At 39.0% G+C, this 23238-nt stretch carries 17 protein-coding genes; 10 read left to right on the plus strand and 7 right to left on the minus strand.

Going from position 1 to position 23238, the window contains the following annotated elements:
• Positions 1-3: 3 nt before the first annotated feature.
• From IPM92_08520 to IPM92_08550, 7 genes are all read left to right on the plus strand, one after another.
• The gene (locus IPM92_08520) at positions 4-642 is read left to right on the plus strand and encodes an outer membrane lipoprotein carrier protein LolA (protein ID MBK9108402.1); all 639 of its coding nucleotides are present in this window, start codon (positions 4-6) and stop codon (positions 640-642) included.
• Between the two features lie 78 nt (positions 643-720).
• Complete coding sequence (locus IPM92_08525) at positions 721-2226, plus strand: GH3 auxin-responsive promoter family protein (GenBank protein ID MBK9108403.1); 1506 nt, start codon at positions 721-723, stop codon at positions 2224-2226.
• A 229-nt stretch (positions 2227-2455) separates the two neighbouring features.
• Positions 2456-3289: an outer membrane protein assembly factor BamD gene (gene bamD / locus IPM92_08530; GenBank protein ID MBK9108404.1), complete on the plus strand. Its 834-nt coding sequence runs from the start codon at positions 2456-2458 to the stop codon at positions 3287-3289.
• Positions 3255-3599, plus strand: a complete 345-nt coding sequence (locus IPM92_08535) for a DNA-directed RNA polymerase subunit omega (GenBank protein MBK9108405.1) — start codon at positions 3255-3257, stop codon at positions 3597-3599. Before bamD ends, IPM92_08535 begins: the two co-directional genes overlap by 35 nt.
• A 131-nt stretch (positions 3600-3730) precedes the next feature.
• Positions 3731-4933, plus strand: coding sequence for a bifunctional phosphopantothenoylcysteine decarboxylase/phosphopantothenate--cysteine ligase CoaBC (gene coaBC, locus IPM92_08540; protein MBK9108406.1), 1203 nt, complete (start codon positions 3731-3733; stop codon positions 4931-4933).
• Positions 4930-5844 (plus strand): DUF4835 family protein, encoded by a 915-nt coding sequence (locus IPM92_08545; protein ID MBK9108407.1) that lies wholly within the window; start codon positions 4930-4932, stop codon positions 5842-5844. Before coaBC ends, IPM92_08545 begins: the two co-directional genes overlap by 4 nt.
• A gap of 22 nt (positions 5845-5866) precedes the next feature.
• Entirely contained in the window at positions 5867-6451 is a 585-nt protein-coding gene (locus tag IPM92_08550) for a phosphoribosylglycinamide formyltransferase (protein ID MBK9108408.1), read from the plus strand.
• A 29-nt stretch (positions 6452-6480) separates the two neighbouring features.
• Here IPM92_08550 and IPM92_08555 read toward each other — a convergent pair whose 3' ends face one another.
• From IPM92_08555 to IPM92_08570, 4 genes are all read right to left on the minus strand, one after another.
• Positions 6481-7332, minus strand: coding sequence for a T9SS type A sorting domain-containing protein (locus tag IPM92_08555; GenBank protein ID MBK9108409.1), 852 nt, complete (start codon positions 7330-7332; stop codon positions 6481-6483).
• A complete protein-coding gene (locus tag IPM92_08560; protein ID MBK9108410.1) occupies positions 7329-8969 on the minus strand; it encodes a T9SS type A sorting domain-containing protein in 1641 nt (546 codons plus the stop codon). The genes IPM92_08555 and IPM92_08560 overlap by 4 nt, the downstream gene beginning before the upstream one ends.
• A gap of 35 nt (positions 8970-9004) precedes the next feature.
• The gene (locus IPM92_08565; GenBank protein ID MBK9108411.1) at positions 9005-9775 is read right to left on the minus strand and encodes a hypothetical protein; all 771 of its coding nucleotides are present in this window, start codon (positions 9773-9775) and stop codon (positions 9005-9007) included.
• A gap of 782 nt (positions 9776-10557) precedes the next feature.
• Positions 10558-10929: an endonuclease domain-containing protein gene (locus tag IPM92_08570; protein ID MBK9108412.1), complete on the minus strand. Its 372-nt coding sequence runs from the start codon at positions 10927-10929 to the stop codon at positions 10558-10560.
• A gap of 319 nt (positions 10930-11248) precedes the next feature.
• Between IPM92_08570 and IPM92_08575 the strand changes: the two genes are divergently transcribed.
• Both IPM92_08575 and IPM92_08580 read left to right on the plus strand, forming a co-directional pair.
• The gene (locus IPM92_08575) at positions 11249-15580 is read left to right on the plus strand and encodes a gliding motility-associated C-terminal domain-containing protein (protein MBK9108413.1); all 4332 of its coding nucleotides are present in this window, start codon (positions 11249-11251) and stop codon (positions 15578-15580) included.
• A gap of 45 nt (positions 15581-15625) precedes the next feature.
• Positions 15626-16327 (plus strand): RNA pseudouridine synthase, encoded by a 702-nt coding sequence (locus IPM92_08580; protein MBK9108414.1) that lies wholly within the window; start codon positions 15626-15628, stop codon positions 16325-16327.
• A 175-nt stretch (positions 16328-16502) separates the two neighbouring features.
• Here IPM92_08580 and IPM92_08585 read toward each other — a convergent pair whose 3' ends face one another.
• The 3 genes from IPM92_08585 to IPM92_08595 all read right to left on the minus strand — a co-directional run bounded on the left by IPM92_08585 (position 16503) and on the right by IPM92_08595 (position 21375).
• Entirely contained in the window at positions 16503-18443 is a 1941-nt protein-coding gene (locus IPM92_08585; protein MBK9108415.1) for a S9 family peptidase, read from the minus strand.
• 313 nt (positions 18444-18756) lie between these two features.
• A complete protein-coding gene (locus IPM92_08590) occupies positions 18757-20172 on the minus strand; it encodes a right-handed parallel beta-helix repeat-containing protein (protein ID MBK9108416.1) in 1416 nt (471 codons plus the stop codon).
• Positions 20173-20187: 15 nt separating this feature from the next.
• Complete coding sequence (locus tag IPM92_08595) at positions 20188-21375, minus strand: RsmB/NOP family class I SAM-dependent RNA methyltransferase (protein ID MBK9108417.1); 1188 nt, start codon at positions 21373-21375, stop codon at positions 20188-20190.
• A 217-nt stretch (positions 21376-21592) separates the two neighbouring features.
• On the opposite strand from IPM92_08595, the gene IPM92_08600 reads away from it, so the two are divergent.
• Positions 21593-23074 (plus strand): OmpA family protein, encoded by a 1482-nt coding sequence (locus IPM92_08600; GenBank protein MBK9108418.1) that lies wholly within the window; start codon positions 21593-21595, stop codon positions 23072-23074.
• Positions 23075-23238: the final 164 nt, after the last annotated feature.

Genomic DNA, 23238 nt, shown 5'->3' on the forward strand with positions numbered 1-23238 from the left:
TATATGGTCAAGATTTTAAGCCTGGTGATGTTTTTGGGATTATTCCAAACAACTTCTGAGAAAGAAGCCAAAAAGTTAATGGATAAAGTTTCGTCACACTATCAGGCTTTAAAAAGTTTGGAAATACAATTTAGTTATGAATTAAAAGTCGGCAATAAATCAGACGGAATTCAAAAGGGAAGTCTGATTTCTAAAGGCGAGATGTATAAACTGAGTTTGCCTGATATAGATCTCTATTGCGATGGAACGGATCAGTATGCGCATTTGAAAAAAAATAAGGAAATTCAAATTAGCCGCAGAGATGAATCAGACAACCGCTATCATCCGAAAGCATTGGCATCCATTCATAAATCCGGATCTTACATTTTTAGAATTGAGGAGAAAATTGTTGAAAAAACAAAAAAGCTGACCGTGATTGAATTTATGCCAAGTGACAAAAATGAAAGCGTCTTTAAAATCAAACTCTTCATCAATGAATCTGAAAATTTGATAGAAAAGGTACAATGGTTTGAAAAATCAGGCAAAATGACTTTGGTTTCATTTACCAAAATGCAAAGCAATAAATCGTTCACAGATGCTTTTTTTAAGCCGGATTATAAAAACCTGAGTGGCGTACATGTAGAAGATTTGCGGGAAGATTGAGATTGTATCAGAATTTCAAATTTTAGGAAACAAGCATAGTTCGTCTACATCGAATAATTTTATCTAATTTTGTTTCCAATGTTTAGCAGGACTGGCCTGATTCAACGCGTTGCACGCACCCTTACCCGATTCAATCAAAAGGATTATGGTTTGGCAAGCTATTGTCAGGACAAACTTTTTAAAAATCTCATTGAAACAGCAAGAGACACGAGCTTTGGCAAAGCTCATGATTTTAAAAATATCAAGTCCCATCAGGATTATTGCGATCGCGTTCCCTTACGGGATTATGAAGATTTTTTAGAATATATGGATGCCATAAAATCTGGCAGGCCGGATATGCTTTGGCCCGGAAGGCCTAAATATTTCTGCAAATCTTCCGGAACAACTTCTGGTAGTAAATACATACCCATCACCAAAGCCAGCATCAAAAATCACATCCGGGGTGCCCGAAACGCACTTTTCCATTATATAAGCCAGCATCCGAACACAAGAATTTTTGAAGGAAAAATGCTATTCCTCTCCGGCAGCCCTAAATTGGATACATCAGGTGTGATACCGGTTGGTCGATTGTCTGGGATCGTTAACCACGAAATACCGGCATGGTTTCAAAAAAATAAACTACCAAGTTTTGAAGTCAATTGCATTGAGCCCTGGGAGAAAAAAATTGACCAATTGGTAGCGTCGATCGCTGATCAGGATATCAGAGTTTTTAGTGGAATACCTCCATGGATTCAAATGTTTAGCGAACGATTATTGGAATATACCGGAAAACAAACGGTTATTGATGTTTTTCCGAATCTGGAATTATACCTACATGGCGGTGTCAATTACGGTCCTTATGAAAAGAAACTCAATGAGTTATTTGGAAAACCCCTGACTTTGATTGAAACTTATCCTGCAAGTGAAGGATTTATAGCTTTTCAGGATGACTCAAATGATCCCGGATTACAGTTGATCATCAACGACGGAATCTTCTTTGAATTTATCCCAAAATCTGAAATTAAACATCCAAATCCAAGCAGGCTGCTTTTGGATAAAGTTCAACTTCATCAGGATTACGCTGTGATTTTAAGCACCAATGCCGGACTTTGGTCTTACCTTATTGGTGATTTGGTGCGGTTTGTATCGCTAAATCCTTATAAAATAAGAGTTACAGGCCGGATTAGCCAATTCATTTCAGCTTTTGGGGAACATGTCATTGGTAGTGAAATAGACCAGGCCATAAGTTTTGCTCAAAAAGCCCATAGTTTTAATGTGGTGGAGTTTACGGTTGCACCACAAGTAAGCCCTACAGATAACAAAAATCCATATCACGAATGGTTGATAGAATTTTCTGAGATCCCTAAAAATCTAAATGAAATTGCGCTCACCATCAATAGCCGGCTTTGCGAACTCAATGCTTATTATAAGGATCTCATCGATGGCAAACTGCTGGACACCCTAAAAATCAGGCCCGTTCGCAGGAATGCTTTTCTGAACTATATGCGAAGTATTGGTCGTCTGGGTGAACAATTTAAGGTACACAGACTGAGCAACGACCGCAAAGTGGTTGATGTTTTGTATAAAGACATTGTAGGAAAGTAGTCCGTTTTAGATTTCAAATGTAATACTTAGCCATCAGATTTTGCGTTTATCTTACTACATACCACATTTAACAGCCGCCTAACTTTTTGTGTTTTTAAAAATTGATGAGTTGACAGCCTAAAATTGGATCTTAAATTTTCAAAAAAGCCTGAATATCAATGGCTTTTAAAGCTATTCACTTAAATTAATTCCATCAGAATTGCAATAATTTCTTAAATTTGCGCCCTTCATGAGAAAAATAGGATTGGGAATCATCGTATTGGCTTTGTTCGTAGTTTCGGGCTGTAAGTCAGGTTATGAGAAGATACGCAATAGCGGGGATCCTCAGCTCATCTTAAAATCTGCGAATCAACACTATCTGGAAAAGGAATATTTTAAAGCACAAACATTGTATGAATTGGTGCTCACTTCATTCCGGGGCCAAAAGGAAGCTGAAGAAATTTATTTCAATTATGCGCAAACCCATTTTTACTTAAAGGAATACGATCTTGCTTCCTACCTGTTTAAGAATTTTGCGAATACTTTTATCAATAGTTCTCGCAAGGAAGAAGCAGATTATTTTTCTGTTTATTCCCTTTATAAAACAGCACCTGCATATAAATTGGATCAAACTGCTACTCAAAAAGCGATTGAAGGTTTTCAATTGTTTATCAATAGTTATCCGAATTCGCCAAAAGTTGCCGACTGCAACCGACTCATCGATGAATGTCGATCAAAATTAGAACTCAAAGCCTTTGAAGCCGGAAAACTTTATTTTGAAATGGATAGTTACCAGTCATCTGTAACGAGTTTTCAAAATTTATTACTCGATTTTCCGGAAACAAAAAATGATCGGGAAGTAAGACTCATGATTTGTCGTGCATCTTTTCTATTGGCTGAAAACAGTATTTACGAAAAACAAAAAGAGCGCTATTTAGAAGCTTTAGAATTTACTCAACAATTTTTAAATAAATATCCGAGTGGCAAGCAGAGTGCAGAAGTTAAAGCCCTTGCACAAAAAATTAATCGAAAATTAAAATCCGAACCATATGACAGATATCAAAACACGAGTTCAAGGAATTAATCCAAACGTCAAAGCAAGAAATATTTCAGAGTTCACCAGTGAAACTGCTAATATTTATGAAACTATCAACGTATTGGCCAAACGTGCCAATCAATTGACAAATGACATTAAAAATGAACTGGTAGAAAAACTGGAAGAATTTGCCACACATTCTGATACCATTGAAGAAGTACAGGAAAACAAAGAGCAAATAGAGATTTCAAAGTTTTATGAAAAATTACCGAATCCGGCGATCATCGCAACAGAAGAATATCTCGAAGGTAAATTGGTTTCAAGTTATCGCAACACCAATCCAGAACCTGAAGTCTAGGTTTTTTGCGATTTGAGTCGATCAAACATTTTCATCCATTTTGAAAAACTGAGGGATGTCAGATTTATTGATCAAATTAGCTTTATTTAAATCCAAATTTTAAATCTATTCATTTGGACAACCGGGAAAATATTTTGGGAGGACGCAAAATCATTCTAGGAATTACCGGGAGCATCTCTGCGTACAAAGCCGCCATTTTATTGCGCTTATTAACTAAAAGTGGTGCTGAAGTCCAGGTCATTATGACCGATGCGGCCAAAGAATTTGTCGGACCGCTTACACTGGCCACTTTAAGCAATAAGCCAGTCTTACATTCAATGGTTCATGATCAGCAATGGTCGCAACACGTACAATTAGGACTTTGGGCTGACTTACTCATCATTGCACCAGCCAGTGCCCATACACTTGCCAAATTGGCCAACGGACTTGCAGATAACCTGCTATGTGCAGTTTACCTTTCAGCCAAATGTCCTGTAATGTTAGCTCCGGCCATGGACGTTGATATGTGGCATCATCCTTCTACACAAAATAACATCCAAACGCTTGAATCTTACGGCAATATTATTGTACCCGTCGAAGAAGGTCCGCTAGCAAGTGGCCTCGAAGGCAAAGGCCGTCTTGCGGAACCGGAAAATATCTTTGCCGCAGTTCAGCAATTTTTTGATCCTGATCAGGCGTTTCTTAAAAAAAAAGTACTGATCACAGCCGGACCAAGCTATGAAGCTATCGATCCGGTGCGTTTTATTGGAAATCACTCCTCTGGTAAAATGGGAATCCGACTTGCCGAACAGGCAGCACAATTAGGGGCTGAGGTCCAGTTGATTTTAGGCCCCAGTTCAGAAGTTATTTCATCGCATCCCAATCTTCATATACATCGCATTTGCTCCGCAGAAGAGATGTTTGAAGAAGTAAATAAACATTCAACTCAAACTGATATTTTCATTTTGGCTGCTGCAGTTGCCGATTTCAAGCCCGAATCTGTTGCTTCGCAAAAACTCAAAAAAGAACAAAAGGATATACTGGAACTAAAGCTCATCCCTACAACTGATATTGCAAAATTCCTGGGCGAACAAAAAAGGCCGGATCAGTTCATTTGTGGGTTTGCTCTGGAGACGGAAAATATAATAGAGAACGCCAAATCCAAGTTAAACAAGAAAAACATGGATATGATCGTTATCAATTCGCCCAACGACGAGTTATCTGCTTTTGGATTTGATACGAATAAAATTTCCATATTGGATAATTCGGGAAAATTGGTTTCCTTTGAATTACAAACGAAAAAAGAAGCTGCAACAAGCATTTTAAAAGCCATCATCACAAGTATCCGTACATGATCAGAAACATCTTCGCATCTTTAATTCTCATTCTTTTTGCCAGCTTTGCTTGTTTGTCGCAAGAACTCAACGCAACCGTCCGTGTGATAGCTCCCAATCTCGGACTTAGTGATAAATCCATTGTAGCACAAATGGAGCGCAACATCAAAGATTTTCTAAATAATCAAAAATGGACAGCCGATGCCTTCAATCCGGAAGAACGCATCAAATGCAATTTTCAAATCGTGATCAGTGCCGACAGAGGTGATAATAATTTATTGGTCGATATTTCAGTTCAAGCATCAAGACCTTTGCATAATTCCAATTATGAAACTCCTTTACTCAATGTTATTGATAAAGGAATACCCATCGTTTTTGATCCTTTCAAGAATCTGGAAAATTCGAAGGAAACGTATTACGATAACCTATCTTCAGTGCTTACATTCTATGCCTATTTAATATTAGCATTGGATTACGACAGCTTTAGTCTGGAAGGTGGAGAACCGTATTTTCAATTGTTGAATAACATGATGAATAGTCTGCCATCAAATGTAAGAGGAATGGATGATGCATGGTCGCCTTCGAAAGACAAAAGAAACAACCGATACTTTATAGTAGAAAATCTGACCAACCCCCGGATGAAATTATTCAGAAGAGCTTTTTATGAATACCATCGCCAGGCTTTAGATTTATTTTCCAAAGACCCAACGACTGCACGTGCTACACTGAGTAATGTGATTAAAGATATTGGCCGCGCCAATGGAAATTATCCGGATACGCATTTTATGAAAATATTTAGTTTCACCAAGCAACAGGAAATTATCGAAATTTTCAAACAAGGAACACCGCAGGAAAAACAGCAAGTGCGAGAAGTGATGAGCCAGTTGGATCCTGCCAACACAAGTCAATACAATAGTTTTTTAAAATCCTGATCCCCTATCCAATCCCTGATTTATGAAAAAAAGGAAAATTGCCATTTTCGCGTCCGGTAATGGAACCAATGCCTTACAACTGATCAAACACTTTAAGAATCACGATCATATTCAGATTGGATTGATCGTCACCAACTCAAATAAAGCAGGCGTGATTGATATCGCAAAAGAACACAACATTCCGGTTTCTGTCATCAACAAATCACTGCTTGCCAATAACAGTTTCATGACGGCCATGCTCAATCTTTACGACATCGATTTTATTGTTTTGGCAGGATTCCTTTTGCTGATGCCCCCATTTCTGATCAAATTATTCGATCAGAAGATGATCAATATCCATCCGGCCCTCCTTCCAAAATTCGGTGGCAAAGGAATGTACGGTTTGAATGTGCATCAGGCAGTAATTAATGAAGGTGATACTGAATCCGGCATGACCATACACTACGTCAACGAAATGTATGATCGCGGTAAAATTATTTTCCAGGCCAAGTGCAAAGTAGAACGAAAAGACAGTGCAGACAAACTCAGCAAAAAAGTCCAGGAACTCGAACATCAATATCTACCGGAGTGGACGGAGAAGTTGGTGATGCAGACACGGTTTATATGATTTTCCATTTACTACAAATCATTAACCACTTATTGAACAATGAGTTTTTTAAGGTATAGTGTAGCCCCATTGTAAATCCTTAAAAAATACAAGCCCCTTTTTAAATCTCTAATGTCAATATCCATTGAATTATAATTACCTCGGCTTTTTCCTTTAGAGTCGAATATTTCTACCAGAAAATGTTTATTTAAATTTGCACCTCCAATTTGCACCATTCCAAAAGCGGGATTAGGAGTTAAATAGACATCCCCCAAATCTTTTTTTGAATTATCATCGACGCTAGAAATATAGCTTAGACTAAAATTGTCAATTTGATTCCAGCTTCGGTGGCCTACTTTGTTTTTGATCGTTATATACTTCGAATTCTGCGTTGCCTTGAATATTTTATGCACTTCTACCCATGTCATACGCTGAGGAAATGCGGTATCTATAAATCTGCCAAATACGGTGTCTGATAAAGATTCCCCAATATAAACTTCGGCAATTGTATCGTGATTCGTAGCGTTACCGAATGAATAAAAACGGAGGGAATACATTTCGCCCGGCTCCAGTTCTTTATCCAATTCAAGGGCCACAGCATCCGATGTGAGACCGGTATAACTCTCACCGGCCAATCCTATACAAAACTTATTGCTTTGAGGATCCACGAAGCAATCAAACGTATGGATATCAATTTGACCGGGATCCATCCTACCTGTATTGTTTTTTCCAAATGCATACACATAAGCCATACGTTTATTGAAATCTTTATCCGACAAATTAAATACGCATGATTGAGCATTTACATTTTCAAAATCTCCGTTCCGAAATTGTTGGGCTTGCATTAAATTTAGCAAAAACATGTACGTACATGGAGCCAGAATAAGAACTAACTTGTTCATTTTGTCTTTATTAGTTTGCCAGCGTAAATCAACACATTCAATTCATTCCTCAATTCCACAATATAGCTTGCTTCGGGCAACTCTTTGATATTTAAAATATTGTTTTGGAAGGATAAGTCCTTTTGCAAAATCAAATGTCCTTTCAAATCATAAAGATTTAATTTGAAAAGGCCCTCTTCCTCAATTTCAACTTTGATCCAATCTGTTGCTGGATTTGGCATTAGAATCATCGACTTTTTTAATTCAGTTCCCTGCTGTGTTTTTGTCAATGCATCAAGATCCCATAAGGCTGTAATGTATCGTTCCGTTTGCTCATACTCACCTACTTTTAAATGTGCTTGTCGATATCTGGTTCCCGTTAATATTTTATTGGGTTCAATTTCATACATACATACAAAATCTCCAATGTTAAAACTGTCTTTTGTTATGATTTCTGAATGCAGCTTAATATTTCCATTTCCATCGGATTTATAAAATGCAAATCCCGTTTTGGTCTTATCGCCGGTCTCTCTGCATATCAACAACACGCCAGGCTCATTTTTAAATTTAAGAACCCCACTACATAATCCAAATCCTTCATTTGTTCTTGTTGGCAAAAGAATTTCTTCCTTCAAATTTCCTTCATAGTCAAAAATAAAAATGTGTTGCAAAGGATACTCATTCTTGATATACTCCTTTCCAATCACTCCTATAATACCGTCTTCTACTTTAATCAAATTATATTCCTTAATATTTGACATTTGATCAGTAACATCAAAAGAAGCCAATTCTTTTAAATTTTGATCCAGCAGAAATATTTTAAACTCCATAGTATCTCCGGTCAGATATGGATTATTTTTAAAAGTATGAAGCAATCTAACTATAGTATCAAATTGCTGGTTGTTTAAAATAGGTGCTTCTGTATATGGGATCAGGTTTTTATAGGTTCCGGTCATCGTGTGAACATACTCAAGCTTCTTATATCTTCCAATTGAGTCCAACCGTGTTCTGGCAATGTCAAATGCCGGAATTTTCACATTTTCTCTTGTGGTATATACTAGATAATCACCATTGGTATCCTTATGCAAATAAGAATGCAAATTGAACTGAACCTTAAATGATGGGTAGGTAGAGTCCTCAATGGGGGAATGAAACTTATAAATTTCCCTGCCTGTTTCCAGATCATATTTACGTATGCTAAGTTTGCCATTATCCCACATAGGGTACAACCAAAAGACGGTATCATAATTGTACCGGAAATTCAATAATTCCAGTTGATTTTCTTCATTGATAAAATATCGGTTGGTGTATTCCCGTTTAGGAGAGTGTCTTAAATCATAGGCATTGCTCCACAATGATTTTCCCGTTTTTAAGTCTAGTTTTTCAATAAAATTTCCAGATTCGGTTTCAAAAATATTTAAATAAACCAAATACAAGGCTCCATTATGGACGAGAATTTTCCGTTCTGCAGGAACCCAAAAATAATCCATACCAGTCCGGCCTTTATAACCAATAGCAGAAGAGTCCATGGCCGCATGCGCCCATATCGGTTGTTTATTTGAAAAAATATCAGCTAATGGATCTCTTTGACCAAAAAGGCTGGTGAATGAAAGTAAATGGACTATAAAACTTACATATTTAACTTTGGAATCGTACATAATAATTCGTTTATAATTAAAACTAATTTCATTTGTCACTGACAGCTATGGTCATCGCAATCGCCGTATTCCGTACCACCATAACACGGATCCAGGGTATCCTCGGCACAATCTCCAAAATCAGTAAAGGAGGGAGTTCCTTCCTGATAAGTAGTACCCGTCCAACACCAGGGTGTTTCCTTTTTGCAACAAGCGGTGCCACAGATCAATTGGCTCCATGCCGTGCGAGGTGGCTCCTCGTTCGGATATTCTATTACACACCAAATATAACAAAGTGCTGAATAATATTCTACGGCAAACACACCAAAACTTCCACCACTGCATGGAAATGTGTCTCTGTAAGCAGTATTTGCAAATAATTGTCCTACCAGATATCTTTCCAGGGATTTTTTGGCCTTAGCATAAAACAAATCCATCTCGGCTACCAGTGTGGCATAATCCGGAACTGCGGCGATGGAGTCCCACCTGTCCAACAGGGAGTCGCAGCCATTGGTAAGTAAAGATATTTCGAAATTCGTTATGACATATTTTGATAATTGTCCTAATACGCGACATCTCCATAAATCATAAGTCGCATAAACCTGACAGGGAGAATACCCTTCTACATTGAGCAATTGGACCGCGGCTGTTGCAACCTTCTCGCAGTCGTCCTGCTCTTCTTCGTCAAAACAGAATTCATCAGATCTTAAGGTAAGATTGGAATTCGATTTTTCATCCGTAAAACGGGAGTCTTCGGGGTTGCTTACTTCACAGGAGAAAAATCCTACCGTGAAAATTAAAATATAGTAGCAATTATTGAGTTTCATTTTATAACGTTTTATAGTAAAAAAAATATTAAAAACAACTCCTTAAAATCTTAAGGGCATGAAATTGAATTCATTACCGGACAATTCTATCGTTCAATATTTTTTATTTAGAATCCAGATCTTTACTTTCTAATGAGATTAAATTCTAAACAAGAATCATCCGGTCAAATCTTGTCAGGTGGTGTCAATGTTGTGTTCTCCATATCGATGGGGGTTTTGTGGTTAATGAATCTCTCTACATTCCTGCACTTCTAAAAGTCAAGGATGTATAAATCAATCCCTGCCAATGCAATATATATATATATATATATACATGGAGCATGATTAAGAATGAACTTTAACATAATTTTAACCAAATGAGGGTAGATGAAAAAATATTTGGACTTCCATTTTACCAACGCATAAACTGAAAGCAAATCCCAAACCAACAAATCTTTTCAATGCAAACATCTTGACAAAATGAGCTCTCAAGTTATTATAACTCATTTCTATATCCAAGAATTCCACCTTCTTAATTATGAGGATTTTTAAAGCTAAGTCCTCCATAATTTGGCCTCGGATAAATCCATATACTAATTGTCTTTTGTGCATGAAACCATCGAGTTCTCAATTCACTTTTAACTGATTGGAATAATAATTAATGATGAGCATAGTAAATAAGTAAGAGGATTGCGTTTTTTGATTGGGTGTTTAGTACTTCGTAGGGCGATTTGGGACTCACCCCGGCGCTGCGCGCCACCCCTCTCTGATCTTTTCAAGATCAAAGAGGGGATTATACTTTATTACTCGACAAAATATTCTTTCAATTTATTGAAAAACCACTCCATATCACTTAGTTCTTCATTCTTTATTCTAAGTACGTGCAATCCCAATTCTTGTATTATCTGATCGCGAACTTCATCGTATTCTTTTTGTGTCTCATGAATGGGCCCATCCAATTCGAGTACTAGTTTCAGTTCATCGCAATAAAAATCTGCTACAAAAAATTGTGCCCGCCCATTTACACTTCCATAAATGATGGGGTGCTGCCTTAGAAATTTTAGGTTTCTAAATTTCCTGTTCCGAAGGTGATTCCATAGTGTCCTTTCAGAATGAGTTAAAGTACGACGAAGTTTTCTGGCTATAATTATTGCATGTAGTTTGCGAGTTTTCATGTTTAAAAATAATTCCTGGAGTTTATTGGGAAGAGGTTTGGAAAGATGGATTTATTGGGGGTGTGATTACAATTATTGGGGGTTAGCGTTTTTTGATTGGGGGGTTGGGGCTTCGTGGACTCACCCCCACCCCTCTCTGATCTTTTCAAGATCAAAGAGGGGACTATATATTCCTTCTTTTGCTAAAGCAAAAATGAGGGATGCAAGGAGTGCCGGGTGAATCAGAACATGCTGATTTCCTTAATATTGGCAAATGTGGATTGAAGTTCGAAGATTTCATGGTTTTAAACTAATTTAGAGTCCTAAAACCGATCGGGGTATGATGAGAATTCTTCTAATTATTTGTCTTGCAACTCAGTGTATTACATTAGCTTTTAGTCAGGGTTGTGCCGGTCTGACAGCAGATGCAGGTCCCGATGTATTCAGCTGTGACCCATCCATGCCCCCTCAATTACAGGGGAGCTATACGGGTGTGCCGGATAAATTCTCCTGGATGCCAACAACTTACCTCAGTGATCCCAATGCTCTGGATCCATTTGTAAATGCTCCTGCAGGAAAATACACCTACACGCTGAAAGTGGAGTCAATTGGTACCATGGATTTTATTAACAACGGAAATTTTGAATCTGGCAATTCCGGGTTTACACATGAATACAATTATGGAGTACCGGGTGGGACTTTTGGTCCCGGATGGCTCAGCGTTGGAACGAACCCTTTGGGCTACAACGGAAGCTGGGGTCCATGTGGTGATCATACTTCAGGATCAGGCAATCAACTTATCGTCGATGGGCATACCAATGCCAATGCAAAAGTTTGGTGTCAGACCGTGAATCTCACCGTTGGAAGGAGTTATGCTTTTAGATTTTTTGTTCAAAGCGTCTTTCCTTCAAATCCTCCTAATCTCAGTGCATCTGCTAATAATGCATCTTTTGGAAATATTCAAGGTGCCGGCGTATGCGACTGGCAAATGTTTGAAGAATGTTTTACGGCTACCAGCTCCAGTGTCGAAATCTGTATTCGCGAAACGACAGGTGTTGGCTTCGGAAATGATTTTGCAATTGATGATATTTCTCTTTTTGAAAAATGCATGGATGAAGATGAAGTCGTAGTTGAGATCGTCGATCTTAAAGCTGTCATCAATATACCCGTGTTACCCAAATGTGCTTCTGATATTTTTGATTTGAATGCAATAGGATCTTCCGTTGGCCCCAATATTTCGTACGAATGGACAAGCATTGGGGGAAAAATAGTTTCATCCAATGGTTTAACTGCCAAAGCTCAGGGTGGCGGCACCTACAAATTAAAAGTGATCTACAGGAATGGAAATGTAATGTGTGAACAGGAAGCTGAAATTGAAGTAGATCCTTCAGAAGATTTGGAAGCGATACTCGAGGTGGAGGGCATTGCCAATTGCAATTTGGATACCATAAGTCTAAAAACTACCGTCTTCAATGGTGGAAACAATTTTAGTTATTTCTGGATTCCGTCCAATAAAATCATTAAAGGTCAGAATGAATCAACAGCCTATGTTGTTGAATCGGGAATCTATAAAGTCGTGATCAAAGACAAAGACTCCGGTTGCGAAACGGAAATCCAGGAGGTCGTGGTTTCTGATACGCTCAAGCCTCAATTCAGTTTACAAGGTGACACTCTGATCAATTGTATTGTGGATACTGCCCAACTCACAAGCAGCCCTTACGATACAACGCGATTCAGCTACGAATGGATCTTTCCGGATTTGAGCAGCTTGAAAAATAAAAATCAAATACAAACGCCTGATTCAGGTTTGTATACGCTCAAAGTTTACGACAAAGCCAATAAATGTTTTTCGGAAAAATTTTGGTTGATTCAACTCGATACTTCACAGCCGCGTTTCGAATTGGGTGCAGATGGAATCATCGACTGCTCTTTACCGGAATTCACGATTACACGAGCAGGCAATCAATTTCCAGACTCTTCCGATTATACCTGGAAAATTCCAGGTGGTATGCAAGTTAACGAACGTTTGTTTGTATCGAAACAAATTCGAGATTCAGGCTGGGTCGTTTTAAATATCCTGAACCGAATGAATGGTTGCACCGCTGCAGACAGTCTTTACGTAAGTGATCTTCGGGTTTTACCTTTTGTCAATGCAGGACCTGACGATACCTTAAATTGTACTCAAACACAAATTCAATTAGGTGGCATCGGAAAAACAGATTCGACAACAATTATTTGGACCACTCAAAATGGAAATATTCTCATGGGCTCCGGATCGCTCACTCCCCTTGTTGATTCATCGGGATGGTATTATCTGAGCATCACAGATACTACCAATCACTGTATGGCATTGGATTCTGTTTTCGTGCTTTCTGACTTTATGAAACCTTTTATAAGCCTTGGACCCGATCTCATTTTTACTTGTGCGGATACTTTAAAAGTTCTCGATGGGAGCGCTTCATCTCAAGGTTTCAAATTCCTATACAATTGGTCCACCGGAAGTGGTTCCATTTTATCGGGACAGGGATCATTAATGTTGACTGTAAATGCACCCGGGACCTACACCCTCAACGTCATTGATACAACTAACGGTTGTTCGGATACGGCATCAATAGAAGTCAAGCCCGATTTTAGCGCACCCTCCGGCAATATACTTCAGGCCGATACCCTCACCTGTCTGCGCAACAATGTGCGACTCACTGCCAATGCATCATCACCCGTAGGCAATGCTATCAGATATCAATGGATCGCAGATGCAGGTCAAAATATTAATCTATCAAATACCCTGGGTCCGGAAGTACAAGAACCCGGGACCTATACATTGATCATTTTCGACGAGGTGAACGGCTGTAGTACACGGGTGAGTGTTGTCGTACCCATAGACACCCTGGCACCCACCGCAATTGCAGGCCCGGATCTCGTTTGGAATTGCGCCAGCACAAGCCTCCAACTCAATGGGGGTCAATCAACAGGAAATCATCCGCTACTCTTTCAATGGAGTACACAAGATGGGATGATCACCACCAACAGAAATAGAGCGCAAATTACTACGAGTGCCCCAGGTAAGTATATCCTGTTTATCATCGACAGTGTAAGCCATTGCCAGAATTTTGATACTTTAAATATCGTTGCAGATACAATTAAACCTGTTGCATTTATATCCTTACCCGATACCCTTACTTGTCTGCAATCGGATGTCATTCTAGATGGAAGTCTATCCAGTTCAGGCTCCCGCTTAAATTTCAATTGGTTTACGTCAAATGGACAATTATCAGGTCCAAGTGATTTAAATACAAGTACCGCAGCTAAAACAGGAACCTACACCTTAATCATTCGGGACACGCTCAATTTTTGTGCAGATACCCAAAGTATAACAGTAATTGAAAACAAAATAAAACCGATCCTATCCAAATCGGGCAACACTCAACTGAACTGTTCTTCACTCAGCACCCAACTTCTCGCAAGCATTCAAAATCCTTCAGGTTTTGATGATTTCAGTTGGACAACACCTATGGGGCAGATCAACGGAAATCCTAAAAATGATTCTGTTCAGGTAAGTCGTCCGGGTTGGTATTTTGTTCAGGTCACCAATCTCGAAAATGGTTGTTCGAATAAGGATTCCATTTTGGTCACACAGATCAACGATTTAAGAGTGGACGCTGGACTGACTTCAACTTTAACTTGTAAAATCCAAAGCATTGATCTAATGGGAGCTATTTTCTCAGGATCCGGAACAGAACAAATTATTTGGACGACCGCTAATGGAAATATTTCAGGCAATCCTCAAAATGCGAATATCCGCATCGATAAACCTGGAACTTATTATTTCAGAGCATACAATCCAAACAATGGCTGCGATGCCTTAGACTCTGTGGTAATTACAGAAAATACCAATTACCCTACAGCCGCTGATCTTCTCATTGAACCCTTGAGATGTCCCGGAGATTTGTGGACGGTGAATATAAACTCCATTTCCGGAGGTGAGTCCCCATTAATAATAGAATTCGAAGGCCGGCAAATTTTTGGACAGACCCTTCAGGGAAGTCAGCCCGGAACCTATCAAATTCTCATAACCGATAACAATGGCTGCGAACTCAGAAAAGATTTCAACATTCTGCCAGCATTGGGGATCTCAATGAATTTGACCCCTTTTGTAAAAATTAATTCCGGAGAATCGTATCTGCTCCAACCTGTGTTTTCTATTCCGAATGATTCCATAGGATCCATCAACTGGAGTCCTGCACAATTTTTAAGTTGCACCGATTGTCTGAATCCCATTGCACAAAATGTGACCAACGATATCGAATATTTCTGTACGGTTACGGATAAAAAAGGATGTACAACTTCCGCGAGAATAAAAATTGAGGTCATCAAAAGAAATATATGGATTCCAAATGTCTTCAGTCCGAATGGCGATCAGATCAATGATTTCTTTTACCCACACATTGAAGAAGAATCTTTCAACCAAATCAAATTATTTCAGATATTCGACCGATGGGGAAATATGTTATTTGAAAAAACATCGATCGCTCCTGATCAAATTCGAATGGGCTGGGATGGATCGCATCAGGGAGATAAAGTTATGCCGGGTGTTTATATCTATGTCATACAACTGGAATGGAAAAACGGAGAACTGCAAGTATTTTCGGGAGATCTTACACTCATCCGTTAAACACAATTTCTCAAACCATTGATACCTCAGTATGATATAAAGGATTTGCTTTTTTATGAAAACAATGATTTTATAATTGCCCGAAAACCCGCAGGTTTTTTGTCAGAAGAAGATCCGGCAGGAAGTGTCAATTTAAGAAGCCTATTAGAAAAGTATTTATCAGAAACCTATCCGTGGAAGAAAAGAGGAATTTGCCAACTGGTCAACCGGCTCGACAAACCCGTTGAAGGATTATTGATCTGTGCTAAAAAACAAAGCATCTTAAAAGGTCTGCAGCAGCAATTTTATGAACGTACTGTTCGGAAAAATTACTTTGCCATTGTTGAAGGAAAACCCGAACCCATCAAAGCCACCATCAAATCGCATTTGAAAAAAGTTCAACATGCCTTTCGTGCAGTTGCGGCAACAGCAAATGATCCCGAAGCCAAAGAGGCGATCTTGCATTATCAGCTTCTGGATCACCAAGAAGGTTTTAGTTTATTGCAAATTGAACTGCGAACCGGAAAATTTCACCAGATCCGGTTTCAGCTATCTCAAAAATCTTATCCCATATGGAATGATGAATGGTACGGTGCAAAAAAGTATAGTGCTGAAATGAAAATCGGACTTTTCAGTTATTCCATTCAATTCAAAGATGTTCAAACCGGCGAACAAAGAAATTTCGTTTGTTGCCCGCCATTGGATAAAGAGCCATGGAATTTGTTTTTTGGCGTTCTAAGTCAGAAATGCCAAACATTGGTAGAATAATAATTCCATAAAAATTTTTTGAGTCCTATATCAAGTTAAAATAGTTTAAAGCTTGAAGCTCTATTTTTAATTTCGTTTAAGTAAAAAATTCGCTTTCCTGAAAAACAATCTCTCTGCGTTAAATCTGCGAAATCTGCGGGAAATAATCCTCAGATTTCGATATTACGATTTAAGCTTACTTAGGCGTCACATCCATTTTATTCAAACGAGTACGAACACCATCCGGCATCGATTCCTGAAATCTACCACCCAGATATTTCGCTAAAAAAGCTTCTGCTGCCGCTAAAAAAGCCATGTTGTTTTCCGGATGTATAAATCCATGGCCTTCGTCCTCTGCACACAAATACATAAAAGGTTTTCCAGCCCGATGCAGAACATCAACTATTTGATCGGACTCGGCCTTTTTTACGCGTGGATCATTGGCCCCCTGAACGATCATTAGTGGACAACGGATTTTATCTGCTGCATACAAGGGCGATTTTTGAATCATCAATTCCTTTCCTTCCGGCGTGGTAGGATCTCCCATTCTCACATGAAACATCGTTCGTCCAGCTTCCCAATATGGTGGAATGGAAGCCAGTAAAGTGAGTAAACTCGAAGGTCCTACTTTAGAAATGGCACAGGCATATACGTCGGGCGTAAAAGCAGCACCTGCAAGGCTTGCATAACCTCCATAACTACCGCCCATGATGGCAACCCGCTTAGAATCCACAATACCTTGATCTACTAAATATTTTACACCCCAGGTGATATCATCCTGCATCTTACTTCCCCACTCCTTATTTCCGGCATCTAAAAATCTTTTACCGAATCCCGTCGAGCCCCGGTAATTCATTTGCAAGACTGCATAACCTCTATTAGATAAGAATTGCGCTAACGAGTGGTAACCCCAGTAATCACGTACCCAGGGACCTCCATGCGGATGGACAACCAAAGGCAGCTTTTTAGGTTTTACTCCTTTTGGCAAGCTGAGGTATGCAGGAATTTCCAATCCATCAGAAGATGCATAACGCACAGGATGCATCTCAGATAAAAACTTTGAATTTAGTAAAGGTCTAAGCCGATATTGCAATTTAAGTTTGTTGGAATTTCGGTCTAAAGCATATACGGATCCACAGTCGACATCGCTACTCACATGTATTAAACATTTCGATTCGTCTTCCGTAATGGAAGTGATCGCCAATTCCTTTCCGGGCAATTGTGATTGGAGTTGCTCAAACATTCTCTTAAATTCCTGATCTCTCCAATAGATTCTGGTTTTATCATCTGTGTAATACGTCGCGATCAATCGATTGTCCCGATCTGAAAAATGCGCGCTTCCAAAATCAACTTTCTTTTCCGGATCAGCTTCTACATTTTCTTCGTTAGCATTGTAAATATCAAGTAAAATCAAGCGAGAGAGATCCGTATCTTCTCCTTTGTTCGTAATAAAATATACACGTCTGCCATCTTCATGAAAATTATCTACATAAGCCGTATCTAAAACTCCGCATGTATAAATGGGAATAAATTTAGATTTTTCAATTCTCAAAAAATCAGAAGAGCCATCTGGATTGGATCGAACAGCCAACCGGAGCTGATCTTCGCGATCGAAAATCCATTGCACGATTCTCGTGGTATTCTTACGAATCAATTTGAGTTTGCCATTAGAAATGTTGAGGGCATACAAATCATGCCAAGCAGCATCGCGATCATTGATACCAATAAAAATGACATTCTTTTTATTACTGGCTACCCCATAAATATTAACGCGAATATGTTCAAAATTGGTGAGTGATTTAGATTCAGGCATATTCTTGTCCGATGCATTGCGCTTGGGTTGCACAGCATATACTTTAAAATTTTCATCGCCAGCTTTATCCTGGACATACAAAATAGACTTGCTATCTCTACTCCAGAAATAACTGGTGATCGGTCTGATTTCATCGGCTGTGAGAGGGACTGCTTTTGCAAAAGATTGATTCCATTTTTTGACCCAAATATTGCGAATGCCATTTAAAGGTTTAATAAAGCTAATCCATTTTCCATTGGGAGAAATTTTTGCACCGGATATTTCCGGGTCTCCAAAAAATATTTCACGGTCGATGAGGGGGGCTTGTTTCACTTTTACGAAAATTGAAGGGCAAAATTAGTAAAAAAGGCTAAAGGGAGAAAGGCTAAAGGGAAAAGTTGAAATTCAACAGCTTAATGGAAGTCTTTATTATCCAAATTTGGACTTATCTCCATATATTTTAATCAACAATCATTCGTCTCTTCGTGGCCATTAGAGAACATGATGGACAGCTACAAAGACACGAAGTCTCGAATTTTCACAAAGAGGAAATGTATGAATTATATTTTTCTATTGAATCAACGAACAGCTTATAGCTTAGTTTTTTCTTGTGAAAAAGAACTCTTTCAATAAAAGTCCTTGTTTATAATCCGATTTCCTAGTTGGACTTTACAAATTTCTGCGTAATTACCTTATTATTCTGTAGAATGCTGAGTAAGTAAATTCCAACCGGCATTCCATTTAAGGAAATGGTAAGCTCCCCATTAAATTGCTGTTGTGATCTAAGATTTCCATGTAGATCCAATAAATTCACTGAGGTCTCAACTGGTCCACTCTCCTTTGCATTCAAATATAATTGTTCAGTAAATGCATCGTAAAACCATACGAACGAACGTTTGTTAGTTTTTTCATCCCTGGATTTTGTGATTTGTTGATTTTCATGTGCGCCTACATCTGGAATTTGGTCATTATACCGACTCTTCCAATCTACAGGATGCAGGTATTCTTTATCAGCCATCAGTTCATATCCTAAAAAAGCATTGTTGATAATTATTCCACTATCGATCCCCGGTGAAATTGATGTCAGATAATAATTGTAGTTGGCTGGATCTTTAAAAGCCATATCTACAATATTCATTCGAACCACATTATTGCTTTGAATGGTAGTGTTGGGAATTCCGGAAAGAATTGTAAGTTTTCCGGAGATAATATTATTTATGGATAATAAAGTATCTGTTTTCGACTGGATATTGAACAAGATGCCTTTGTCTTCATTATTAACCACTGTATTGTGAATAAAATAAAAATTATGCGGTCCTGTATTGGTGAGACCTTCACGGCCGTAGGAAATGATGGTGTTATTATCGGAGAATTTACTTTGTTGGATTACATTCCCCATGACTAGGGAAGGACCTCCGTTAGGAATATCTATTTCATAGCTGGCATCACCTTCCTCATTTGTGATTCGGTTGTACAAAATAACATTGCGATCAGCTCTGGTTTTGATTTCATGGCCGTAATACGCATGGTGAAAATAACTGTAACGTATGGTCAGACTTCGCAGGTGGTTGATGTAAATATTGTGCGAGAAGCCATCGCCGGCACCGTTGGTTGAAAACTCAGAATGTTCGATGAGTACATCGCTTTCAGGATTATTGCCTGCTAAAATTCCATTTTGATTGTGATGAAAATAACAATGCCTAACGACCAGGTTTTTGCCTTCAAGTCGGATACCGGCTCCATTCCGATCCACTACCTCGCAGTTTGAAAATTCAATAAATTCTACGCGCATATTATTTCCGGAGATGACCCAGATGGCCTTGCCTCCATAGGCAGTGCGTTCAGCATTGAGCTTAGCATAACCGCCATTACCCGAAATAAATAAATTATTTGCCTTCCACAAACACACATCTTTGGTGTATTCGCCAGCTTCGATCCACACGCTGTCGCCATCGTTGACTAACGAAGCAACAGCACTTGGAACTTTGAAATTGGATAGCGGACCCACAAACCATGTTTTAGATTCCGCTTGCAGCCATAGGCCAACCAGTAAAAAAATGTAACACTTTCTCATATATCGATTTTTGGATTAAATTTTCTTCAGCCTGGCCATATAAAAGCCATCAAATCCACTTGAAAAGGGACTAATTTTGATCTCTTCTTCTAACTGAAAACCCGGGTGCTCGTTGCAAAAATACGCAATTTGTTCTGAATTTTCCAAATGCAAAACACTGCAAGTTGCGTAAACCAATTTTCCACCGGGCCTCAACATCAGGCTATATCGATTCAGAAGGTCTCTTTGTACAGCCAACATCCTTTCTACATAGGCCTGGTCGATTTTCCATTTGGCATCGGGATTGCGGCGGATTACGCCGGTACCACTGCAAGGGACATCCAATAATAAACGATCACAGCCTTCATGCAAGCGTTTAATGACTTTCGTACTATCGATCGTTCGCGTTTCGATGATCTGGGCACCTGCACGTCTTGCACGTTTGCGCAACTCCTCCAATTTCCATCCTTCAGTATCCAGAGCAATGATATGCCCTTTGTTTTTCATCAATGCGGCCATATGCAAGGTTTTCCCACCGGCACCTGCACATGCGTCTATGACCCGCATTCCGGGCTTCAAATCCATAAAAGCTGCAACACATTGGGATGAAGCATCCTGTATTTCGAAATACCCGGATTTAAACAAAGGGTCTTGAAATACATTCCATTTACGGGTAGCAAGCAATGCATCTTCGTATTCTTCCAATGCTTGCAATTCATTTCCAGCCTGGTCGCATAATCCTTTTAATTTGGCTTTATTTATTTTTAAACTATTGACACGCAATACCAATTTCGCCGGCTCATTGAGCGCCTTGAGTTCTTGTTCATAAGTATCCGGATAATCTCTTTTGAACCACGCTACCCAATCATCCGTGTAGGATTGACTAAGTCCAATATTTGTCTCCGCAGCTTTGAAATGCGTCAAATACTCCGATCGATCAACTTTTGAAAACTCCTCATAAACCGGAAGATTCCAATTTTTATAAATCAAATAAGCTGCGATCACATTCCATAAATCATTTCTGTTTCCTGAAACTTGGTTTAATAAACGATAATGGCGAATGATATCATAACTTGTCTCCGCGATAAAAGAGCGATCCCTTGACCCCCATTTGGGATTCGCCTTTAATGTACGTTCGATGGTTCTGTCGGCATATCCAGATTCAAACATCACCGCGTGAATGATCTGGTAAACGGCCTGTAATAAATTTTTATGAAGCTTCATTTCTTTAGTTGCCGCGAAGATCGCGTTTCCTGATTAAAATAAACACATCATCACAACCAGTTTCTCACTTAACGATTCAATATTAAATGAACTGTATTTGACTTTATTGTACCTATCAAACTAATATATACTATTTAACCAAGTTCAAATTAATTATTATACTGGCTAATGTTGTATTATTTTTGGACTATTAAATTCATTTTATAAAAACCATTTTATGAAAAAACCAATTTTACTAATGGCCCTGGTTGTACTCCTAAGTTTTCAACTAGGCACGAGCCAAACGGATTATGATAAAAACGCGATATCCATTAAACACGTTTGGTTCAATTACACAGCTCCCAATGAGGATGATAAACAGATCTTTTCGGATCTCTCCAATGGCGTTGAATTGGGCTTCCACAGACAATACAGCAACTTATTCTCTTCGACTTTACCTTTAAGAGTCGGACTGGTTGATTTACCCAATTATGACGATGCCACAAAAAAAGTGACTTCGTATCGTAAAGACAGACTTTATGTGGGCTTAGATGCACTCCTCAATTTGCATTTTTTCAAAGGCAAGGCCATTTCTCCTTTTATCTATGGAGGAGTGGGCGTAGTGGCTCCTAATTTTGATTTCGATCAATTGTTTGCGCAGGCACCTCTGGGACTTGGTTTTGAAATCAGGTTAACTCCTAAAGCTTTTTTGACAGCTCAATCGGATTACCGCTTCGCCTTTGAAGATGGCCGCGACAGCTGGCAACATGCCGTGGGTTTTAAATTTGTCCTTGCAAGCAAAGACACTGACAATGATGGGCTACCTGATAAAATTGACGAATGTCCTACAGAATATGGTACCGTCAACGGTTGCCCGGATAACGATGGAGATGGCATCGCCAATAAAAGTGATCGTTGTGTGAATGAAGCTGGTGTTCCTGAAAACCAGGGTTGCCCAGCCGATAGAGATAAAGATGGAGTGTACGACCGCGATGATGACTGTCCGGATGTAGCCGGAACGGTAAAAGGCTGCCCGGATGCAGACAAAGATGGTTTCGCCGATAAAGACGACCGTTGCCCTAAAGATGCGGGCAAACTAAAGGGTTGTCCGGATTCTGATAATGATACGGTGGCCGATATCGACGACAAATGCCCTAAAGTGCCCGGTCCCGCTTCCAATAATGGTTGTCCGCCGGATAGAGACAACGACGGTTTCCCTGATGCCACCGATCCATGTCCAGATTTAGCTGGAAGTATTAATGGTTGTCCAGATACTGATGGCGACGGAGTTACAGACAACGTAGATAAATGTATAAACACCAAAGGTCCGGCGTCCAATAATGGTTGTCCTGAAATCAAAGTTGAAGACAAAAAGACTCTGGATGTAGCCATGAGGGCTGTTGAATTTAAAACGGGAACAGCCCAATTGACAGGCAGTTCTTCTAAAATTCTCAATGAAGTAGTCAATGTTTTGAAGAAATACCCTGAGATGAATCTAAGCATTGAGGGACATACAGATGACAAAGGTGAAGACATGAAGAATCTCAAATTATCGATCAGAAGGTCTGAAGCCTGCAAAGCTTATTTGGTTAAAAAAGGCATCAATGCTGAAAGATTAATGTCTTCCGGTTATGGAGAATCTAAACCAATTGGCGATAATAAAACTAAAGAAGGCCGCCAAAGCAATAGAAGAACTGAATTTAATCCTGTTTGGAGATAATTAAACAGCTTATGGTTTAAGCAGAAAATTAAAGTACGCTTGTTAAGATTTTAAAAAGAGCTGCCTGTTTGAAAAAACCGGCAGCTCTTTTTTTGTTCATATAAAACCTAATTCATTGATGAATGGGTCTTTGAAATGCGTAAAAGCTGGTTGAATCAAATCTT

The organism is Saprospiraceae bacterium (assembly GCA_016719615.1).
Classification (GTDB): domain Bacteria; phylum Bacteroidota; class Bacteroidia; order Chitinophagales; family Saprospiraceae; genus Vicinibacter.